Annotated in this window: 12 protein-coding genes; 3 read left to right on the top strand and 9 right to left on the bottom strand. The window is 62.1% G+C overall.

Annotation, left to right across the window (positions count from 1 at the left end):
• The 9 genes from HY896_01305 to HY896_01265 all read right to left on the bottom strand — a co-directional run.
• A partial coding sequence (locus HY896_01305) for a hypothetical protein (GenBank protein MBI5574980.1) occupies positions 1-140 on the bottom strand: 140 nt, incomplete at its 3' end.
• Positions 137-685, bottom strand: coding sequence for a hypothetical protein (locus HY896_01300; GenBank protein MBI5574979.1), 549 nt, complete (start codon positions 683-685; stop codon positions 137-139). The genes HY896_01300 and HY896_01305, both read right to left, overlap by 4 nt.
• A complete protein-coding gene (locus HY896_01295) occupies positions 682-1239 on the bottom strand; it encodes a hypothetical protein (GenBank protein MBI5574978.1) in 558 nt (185 codons plus the stop codon). Before HY896_01295 ends, HY896_01300 begins: the two co-directional genes overlap by 4 nt.
• A 44-nt stretch (positions 1240-1283) precedes the next feature.
• Positions 1284-3260, bottom strand: coding sequence for an APC family permease (locus tag HY896_01290; GenBank protein MBI5574977.1), 1977 nt, complete (start codon positions 3258-3260; stop codon positions 1284-1286).
• Positions 3260-3817 (bottom strand): hypothetical protein, encoded by a 558-nt coding sequence (locus tag HY896_01285; protein ID MBI5574976.1) that lies wholly within the window; start codon positions 3815-3817, stop codon positions 3260-3262. Before HY896_01285 ends, HY896_01290 begins: the two co-directional genes overlap by 1 nt.
• Entirely contained in the window at positions 3814-4368 is a 555-nt protein-coding gene (locus HY896_01280) for a hypothetical protein (GenBank protein MBI5574975.1), read from the bottom strand. The genes HY896_01285 and HY896_01280 overlap by 4 nt, the downstream gene beginning before the upstream one ends.
• A complete protein-coding gene (locus tag HY896_01275) occupies positions 4365-4886 on the bottom strand; it encodes a hypothetical protein (GenBank protein MBI5574974.1) in 522 nt (173 codons plus the stop codon). The genes HY896_01280 and HY896_01275 overlap by 4 nt, the downstream gene beginning before the upstream one ends.
• Before the next feature lie 63 nt (positions 4887-4949).
• Positions 4950-5519: a GNAT family N-acetyltransferase gene (locus HY896_01270; protein MBI5574973.1), complete on the bottom strand. Its 570-nt coding sequence runs from the start codon at positions 5517-5519 to the stop codon at positions 4950-4952.
• A 23-nt stretch (positions 5520-5542) separates the two neighbouring features.
• A complete protein-coding gene (locus HY896_01265; protein ID MBI5574972.1) occupies positions 5543-6016 on the bottom strand; it encodes a hypothetical protein in 474 nt (157 codons plus the stop codon).
• A 94-nt stretch (positions 6017-6110) separates the two neighbouring features.
• Here HY896_01265 and HY896_01260 point away from each other — a divergent pair, with 94 nt between their 5' ends.
• The 3 genes from HY896_01260 to HY896_01250 all read left to right on the top strand — a co-directional run.
• Positions 6111-6893: an enoyl-CoA hydratase/isomerase family protein gene (locus HY896_01260; protein ID MBI5574971.1), complete on the top strand. Its 783-nt coding sequence runs from the start codon at positions 6111-6113 to the stop codon at positions 6891-6893.
• A 2-nt stretch (positions 6894-6895) separates the two neighbouring features.
• Positions 6896-8011: a glycosyltransferase family 9 protein gene (locus tag HY896_01255; GenBank protein MBI5574970.1), complete on the top strand. Its 1116-nt coding sequence runs from the start codon at positions 6896-6898 to the stop codon at positions 8009-8011.
• On the top strand, positions 8008-8400 hold a 393-nt coding region (locus HY896_01250; protein MBI5574969.1), incomplete at its 3' end, for a hypothetical protein. The genes HY896_01255 and HY896_01250, both read left to right, overlap by 4 nt.

Raw genomic sequence — 8400 nt, 5'->3', positions numbered from 1 at the left:
GGACGGGAGAAGAAGAGGAACATGATCGCGAACAGCAGCAGGGCCCCGAAGGCGAAAATGCAGGAAAGGAGAAGCAGGAACCGGAGCTGGAAACCCCGCTCCGCGACGATCATTCTTTCGACGTCCCGGCGATCCGTCACGGAGACATCCTCCCTATCTTCCCCTTCAGCTCCTCCCACCTGAGCCTGCGTTCATCGGGCGTTGCGGCGCCGGACCGCAGGAGCTCCAGGTCCTGCCGGATCTCGCGGACCCGGGAAAGGGTGAGCGAACGGGCGGCGTCGAGCTGTTCCCCGAAGGACCGGATCTCCTTGAGCCCCGGCGCGTTCGTCGGAGTGGAGAGGTCCCCTTCCGCAGAGATAGCAAGCGCCTCGGCCACCTTCAGTATCCCCGCGCGGATCCTGCGGATCAGCAGGAAGAACGCGATGATGCTCGCTGCGAGGACCCCGAGAAACAGGGTCACGAGGTGGGTCATGACGATGTCGTCCACGATCTGGTACGGCGTCCGCATCATGAAATGCCCCCGGTAGGTGGCGTCCCAGAGGGCCAGCCTGATGTGGTCGTAAACGACCCAGGCGAAAAGAAGGGCGCCCGCGACTACGATCGCGGAGAAGAACAGGGCCGTCCCTCCCTGGACCCGGGGATTGATGAAGATGATCTTCCTGCGATTCTTCGGATAGGCCGTCATAGCTTCTTATGGCACCTGTCGCAGAGCGCGGCGAACCCCCGCACGGGATCGGAAACCCGAAGGAAAAACGTGCGGTAGTACCCGGCGAGACCCGCAGGGGGAACCATGGGCTCCGGTTTCTGGGTTGGGTGCGCTTTCACCGTGGCGAGGAACGGCCCGTGCGCCTTGTGGCAGGTAAGGCACATGACCCTCCCCTCGTCGTCGAGGCGGAACTCCGCGGGGATCTTCATTTTCCAGTACTTCCCGCCGGGGCGGACCTTGATCGGATGGGTCCGTTCCAGCGACTGGTCCGCGTGGCAGCCGAGGCAATAGTCGGAACACTCCGGAACGAACCGCTCCGGCTCCAGGTTTCCGCGGTGATAGACGTGGCACTTCCCGCATTGGTCGGACTTGGCGAACAGGGAATGCGGGTTGACGCGCGGGTCGAATTGCGTGGCGAGGACAAGGCAGGCGACAGATACCGCCGAAACAGGGATGAGGAACTTCCGCAGGAGATGCCTCGAAACCTTTGCCGTCAACGGCTCCTCTCTCGGCGCCAGACTTGCAATTTCCACGACTTTATATCACATCTTCCGGCGTAATACCCGCTGCGGATATATCACAGGGCCCGGACCGGCAGGATGATCATCGGGAGCCCCGCGAACACCAGCTTCTTCTGGGCCAGAAACGCGGTCTGGTTGTGGAGCAGGCGGGTGACGAAACTCTCTTCCTGGAACACCAGCTGTCCGGAGAAGAAGACGATGTTGGAGAAATCCTTCGCGGCGCCTTCGGCAAGATGGCCGATGATCTCGATCACCTCCGTCCCCACCTCGCTCCGCGCCTCGGCGTAGTACCCGTGCCCCTTGGCGAACTCCACGTAGTTCTGGAGCTGTTTTTTCAGGTCATCACCCAGGTGCACGACCTCGTCCGCCCCCTTGAACACGGTGCTGTCGACGACGCCGGCTGACAGGAAGATGAAGTTGCGGAACGTTCCGGGGAAGGACCGGATGACCGAGAAGAAGACGTGCATGCCGAGGCCGTTGTACCCCGACACCATGATGGCCGCCGTGGGGGCGACGCGGCGCAGCATGGGCTCCTGGTGGGAGGAAACAGTCACGGGGGGAAGTTGAAGCAGAAGCTCGTCAAGCCTTCGCAGGGCGTACTGCGCCTTCCGGTAATGCCTTCGCACCAGGAAGCAGATGGCGATGAACGTCCCCGTGATGAGCAAGGTGATCCATCCGCCCTCCGGGAACTTGATGACCACTGTCGCGGCCAGGATCGAGGCGGTCAGCAGGAACCCGACGCCGTTCATGGCCATCTTGAGTTTCCACCCCTTTTCCTTCTCCCGGTCCTTCCACCAGTGAACGACCATTCCGAACTGCGACAGGCTGAAGGTGAGGAAAACGTTGATCGAGTACATGACGACGAGGTAACGCACGGAGCCGCCGGTGATCGCCAGCATGACGAACGCCATCCCGCCCATGAAGTAGACGCCGTATTTCCGGACAAGACGCTCGGAAAGATGCGCGAACCGGTGGGGGACGTAAGAGTCGATCGCCATGTTCGAGAGAACCTGCGGGCCGTCGATGAAGCCGGTCTGCGCCGCGACGAACAGGAGCGCCGCTTCCGAGAGGAGCACGACGGCAAGGATCACCGCAGCAGGCTGGCCCGGCCAGAGGTCCGTCAGCAGCCGGTCGAACAGCACGGCGTTGAGCGTCTTTCCGGGAACGGGCGATACCCCGTTGAGAAGGTATCCCAGGGTTATCCCTCCGGCGATGAAGGAGAGGGAAATGGCCATGTACAGCATCGCCCGTTTCCCCGTCTGGACGCGGGGTTCGCGCAGCGTCGGCATTGAGTTGCTGATCGCCTCGATTCCCGTATACGTACCGGCTCCCATCGAGTAGGCGCGCATCAGGAGGAAGCCCACCCCGAACCAACCCATCTCCTTCACCGCCGAGGAGAAGTCCGTGGACACCTGCGCCGAAACCCGAGGCAAGTCGGGGACGTGCCGCAGGACTCCGTAGAGGACGAGCAGGAAATGGCCGAGGATGAACGCCATGAAGATGGGAGTGAGGGCCAGGACGGATTCCCTGACCCCTCGCAGGTTCAGCCAGATGAGGAACAGGAGAACGGCCGCGATGGACCAGAGCTTGTATTCTCCCAATTGCTGCGGAAGGAAGCTGAAGAGGGCATCCGCGCCGGAGGAGACGGAAATCGTGATCGTGAGAACGTAATCGATCACAAGTGCGGAGCCCGATACGACCCCCGCCCTCGACCCCAGGAGCTTGGAAGCGACGTTGTATCCTCCGCCGCCGGTTGGGAAGGCCTCGATGATCTGCGCGTAGCTGCCTGAGATTATGAAAATCGTCGCGACCATCGCAAAGGTGATGAAGATGGCGAGGACCGAGTGCTGTCCGAGCGCGAGGAAAGTTTCCTCCGGGCCGTAGCAGGAGGACGAGATCCCGTCCGCCCCCAGGCCCACCCAGGCGAAAAACGCGATCAGGGCGATATTGTGGAAGACCTTCGGGTCGAAGATGTTGCGGGGCGCCCCGAACAGGAACCTTTTCGCACGCAGGTACAAGGAGCCGTTTTCCATCAGCGGTACCTTGAAAGAAGGGCCGATATCCGGGAAAGCGCCTCTTCCCTTTCGGAGCGGCAGGCGGAAGCGTCCACGAGGCAGAGCCTTTCCGCGTGCTCCAACGCGGTGAGGCATTCCCTGCGGTCCTCCCGCAGACCCGCGACGAAGCCGTTGTAGGCTTCGGCGAGCTCGACAATCTGGTCCCCTTCACGGAGGAACACCGGGCGTATGTAAAATCCCGATTCGAAATTGTTCATGGCAAGTTCCATTCGGTAAAGCGGCCCGGCTATCTTGTGAAACGTGTAGCCGCAAAGTATGGCGATCGCCACCGTAATCAGCAGGACATAGGCGGTCATGGAGAAGACGAGTATGGGCACAAGGTAGGAGGAGAGATTGCGCAGCGCGAAATAGACCCCCGAATAGGTGTCGGGAAGGGGCCGGGTAAGGATAAGGTAAAAAGCGAGCAGCAGGGACGCTCCTCCGATCGAGAATACGAGCAACAGCGACGCCGCGAACCTGCCCGCGTAATTCCCGGAGGGAATGCGAACGCCTTTCGACCTCGGAAGGACGCTCACGGCGCGATCCTCCGCAAGGTCTGCTTGAGCCTGCTCCATCTTCGGGCGAACTCATCTTCCGAAAGAGACTTGTCCCGCAGCATCTCCGCTTCTTCCCTCGCTTCGCGGATAACGGACAAGGTCCCCAGGCGGGACGCGTCTATCTTTCCGGCCAGGTCCGCCATGTCCAGTATCCCCCCCACATCCGTAGGCGTCGAAAGGTCCCCTTCCACCGACCGCCTGAATGCGTCCACCAGCCGGTCGGCCCCTCGCCGTACCCTGCGCAGGAGGAACAGGAAAACGAGAAGTCCCGCCGCCAACCCGCCAGCGGACATCGCGGCGATGCGGCGTACAAGGTCGCCCCCGACGATTTCGTACGCCGTCAGGAAGTGGTAGTGGCCCTTGAGGGATGCGACGCGGAGCAGGCTCTTCGCCTGGCTGTGGAAAAACCATGCGAACAAGGCGGAGGCGGCGAGGACGGCCGCCGCGAAGCACATCGCGACCCCGAACTGGAAACGGGGGCTGATGAAGATGGTCCTGCGTTTGACCTGGCTGGGGAAACCTGCGGTCATGGCACCTTGTGGCACCCTTCGCAAAGCGCCTCGAACCCTTCTCCCGAGGGGTTCGTCCGCCGGAGGTAGTAGGTCCTGTACAACGGAGCGCCGTTCGGCCCGTTTCCAGTTATATCCGGCGCCTGGCCTGCGAATGTCCTGACCGTCGAAAGAAACGGTCCGTGGGCCGTGTGGCACGTGAGGCATATTATGTAATCACCGTCTCCCAGCCTGTATTCCGGCGGAACCTTCATGCGGTTGAATTTTCCCACCGGATGCACCTTTACCGGATGGGTCATCCCCCGCGCTTCGGCAGTGTGGCATTCGAGGCAGAAATCGACCGACGCCGTGGCAACCCGGTCCGGAACGAGTTTCGCGCCGTCGTAGATGTGGCACCTCGGGCATTGAGGCGCCTGCATGAAATGGGCATGGGGATTCGGCATCGTGGGTTCCGATGGGAATCCCGGGCGAGCCGGAAGCACGCACAATGCGAAGAGGACGCCCGTCAGGGACAGCAACCTCGCCGAAACCGAACTCAACGCGCTTCCACCCCCGAAGGCTTTGCCATAACCTTATTAATATAAGGCTTCCCGGCCATAATTTCAGTAGAACGTCTCGTCGTCTTCATCGGACATCGAGTGAAGGAGGACGACGAGATTGTGCATGTTCCCCTTCTGGTCGTTCACGTATTTCCTGAGGACGGCAATCCGCTCGAAGCCCAGCTTCTCGAATGCGCGTACGGCGGCCTGCTGCTCCTCGGTCATCTCGGCCAGGAGGTAACGCAGGGACGCCTTGTCCCCCAGGTGGCGCAATTCACGGATCATCGCGGTCCCCAGCCCCCGGTGCCGGAATTCGGGATCGATCAGGATCCTTACCGTCCCCACACGCTGCTTCCACCCCGTACGGTTGCGGTGCAGCGTTGCGTTCCCCACCACCCGCCCCTCGAAAACGGCGAGGATCGGAAGCGCCGAGGCGTAATCGATGGCAGCCGCCCACCGGTTCACTTCGTCGCGGTCGCTCACGTCTTCCCGGAAATACATCTTCTCCTCGTGCGGGATCCGCTGGAGAAATTCCCACAGCAGGCCCGCATCCTCCGGGACCATAGGACGCAAGCTCACCTGCGCGCCATCCTTCAACGCGATTTCCTTGGGGTAACGGTCCAGTGGCGGCATTTTCTACCTCCGAATCCGGGTCTTCACCACTCTTCGCCGAAAGGCACTTCCGCCGTGTCGTACCATGCCGCGAAATCCATGGGATGATGAGGGGGAAGCCCCTTTTCGTGCAGCAGATCGTCGATCACCCTATGAGCATAGGAAAGGGCGTTGTCCATGAAACGGAGCGCCTCCTGCGAATCCTCCCGCGGGTCCCCCATCCGGTACGCTTCGACGGCCTTCGAATGGTCCCTTCGGGCGACGGGGAGGTCCATCCCTTCCAGGACCCGTCCGATTTCCTTCAGGTGATCCCCTATCTGGCGGTATGCGCGGACGATATCCAGCGGATCGGCGTCGATCTTTCTCCACCTGCCGAAATAGATGCGGTCGTGACCCACGCGCAGGCGCGGATATTCCAGCCCTTCATAAGGGCAGACCGCCTTCCCTCCGGCGGACTTCCACGGGTGGCTCTCGAACTCCAAACCGCAGGCGGGGCAATTCATCCGGGGACGCGGCATGGGAGAAATTATAGCCCACGGCGCGATGCCGAAAAATGTATAAAGGAATGAAGCGGTTTTCAATCACCGGATCAGGCCAGGGAGGGAAATCGGAATGAGCGCCGTCGCCGTCGAAAGAAACGGAGCCGTGGCGACCCTGCGGATGGACCGCCCGGAACGGATGAACGCTTACGATTTCGAGATGGGCGATGCGCTGCTCGCGGCACTGGGAAGCCTTACGGTTGATCCGGAGGTGCGGTGCATCGTGTTCACGGGGTCCGGGAAGGTTTTCTCGGCGGGAGGCGACATCGTGATGATGTCGGGGATGAAAGAGGACACCGCCCACAGGTTCCTCGAACTGACCGTCCGGCTGCATGCATTCGTCGCCTCCCTGCGCCGCTGCCGCAAGCCCGTCATATCCGCCGTCAACGGCGTTGCGGCGGGAGCGGGCTTCCCGCTGGCGCTGGCCGGAGACATGGTACTGGCCACGGAGTCCGCCCGGTTCGCGCTCGCATACCAGAACATCGGGCTTTCCCCGGACGGGGGAGGAACGTTCTTCCTTGCCAGGGCGCTCGGAACGCACCGCGCGATGGAACTTATTTTGACGGGAAGGACGCTCACCGCGGGGGAGGCCGCTTCCCTGGGGCTGGTGCAGCGGGTTATCCCCGACGACTTCTTCATCGCCGAAACGTTCGCGCTGGCGGAAAAGATCGCCGCGGGCCCCACCCTTGCGTTCGCCAAGGCAAAGGAACTTTACAACCGGGCGCTTTCGAATCCCCTCGAGACGCAGCTCGAGGAAGAGCGGCAGGGGATCGCGGAATTGTCGGGGACTGTGGATTTCCGGGAAGGCGTCAGGGCCTTCCTCGCCAAGGAGAAGGCGAATTTCCGGGGGAAATAGGCATGACCGACACTCTCGGCGCGATCCGCCGCGCGAAAAATATCCTTGTCATCCAGCTCGGCGACATCGGCGATGTGGTTCTGACCACGCCGTCCCTCCGGGCGTTGAAGGAAACGTTGCCGGAGGCCAAGGTATCGGCCCTCGTAAGACGGGGGTTCGGCTCCCTCCTCGAAGAGGACCCGAATCTGCATGAAGTCATCGAAGTGGCGAAAAGCAGGGGAAAACTCGCCGAGATCGGCGGTGAAAACTTCCGTCTGATCCGGCGCCTCAGGCGTGTGAAATACGACCTGGCGATCGACCTGCGCACGGGGGATCGCGGGACGATCCTCGCGTTTTTGACTGGCGCTCCCGTGAAGGTAACCCGTTACGACCCGGGCCGGCCCTTCTGGCACAATCGTATCTTCAATCATCGGATCATGAATGCCGGGATCGGAGGCCCTCCGGTCCATCCCGGCGTCGACCTGTCCCTGCGCCTCCTCAGGACATTGGGCATAGACACCGCGGACTCAACCCCAAGGCTATGGGTATCCAAAGAGGCTGTCGAGGGGATACGCTCCATGCTGCAGGCGGACCCTGCGGCTGCGGGCTGCCGATGGGCGACGGCCAATCCCTTCTCGCGCTGGAAATACAAGGAGTGGGGCCGCGACCGTTGGATCGAGCTGATCGGCTGGCTCTGGAATGAACACGGACTGCGTACCGTGCTCGTCGGCTCGAGGGACGAGGCGGGAGCCGCGGAAGGTATCGCGTCAAAATGCGGCGGGGGGGCCTTGAATTTCGCCGGAAAAACCACCCTCGGCGAGCTCGCAGCCCTGCTGAGCCTTTCCACGATCCATCTGGGGGTCGACAGCGCCGCTCCGCACATAGCTTTCGCCGTCGGCACGCCTTCGGTCACGATATTCGGCCCCTCCGATTGGCGCGTCTGGACCGTCCAGGACGACATTCACAGGATCGTCACGCCCGATGACGATTGCGTGCCGTGCCAAAAGAAGGGCTGCGACGGCAAGGAGCGAAGCGTCTGCCTCGAAAATATGGGAACGGAAAAAATGAAAGCCGCGGTCGGGGAGATTCTGCGGGCACCCGGGCGGCGGACCGCGACGCGGAGGGCGGGACTGCCATGAACTCTTACCAGGCGCTGGATTGGGACTCGGAGTTTTTCGGATTCCCGGTCGCAAGAATTCTCCCCGCCAGGATGTCGCGGGAGGAATTGGAGGAAGCAATCGCTTCGATGAAGCAACGCGGGATCGGACTGGCGTACTGGGCCTCGGACCCATACGACGAAGCGTCGCAGAAAGCGGCGCGGGAGCACGGCGGATTTCTCGCCGACCGGAAAGTCACCTACGTGATCGACCTCGGGCATGCCGCCGACCCTGTCGCAGGGAAGGATTGGATCGCGGAGGAATACGGCGCTCCGGTCCCGTGCGGCGAACTGGAAGCCCTTGCGATCCGGGCGGGGACCTACTCCCGTTTCAAGGCCGACCCCAGGATGCCCGAGGGGAAATGCGCCGAG

It is taken from the genome of Deltaproteobacteria bacterium, from assembly GCA_016218975.1.
In the GTDB taxonomy this organism is placed as follows: domain Bacteria; phylum Desulfobacterota; class Deferrimicrobia; order Deferrimicrobiales; family Deferrimicrobiaceae; genus JAENIX01.
The sequence above is the reverse complement of the archived record's forward strand: the minus strand, read 5'-3'. Positions and strand labels throughout refer to the sequence as shown.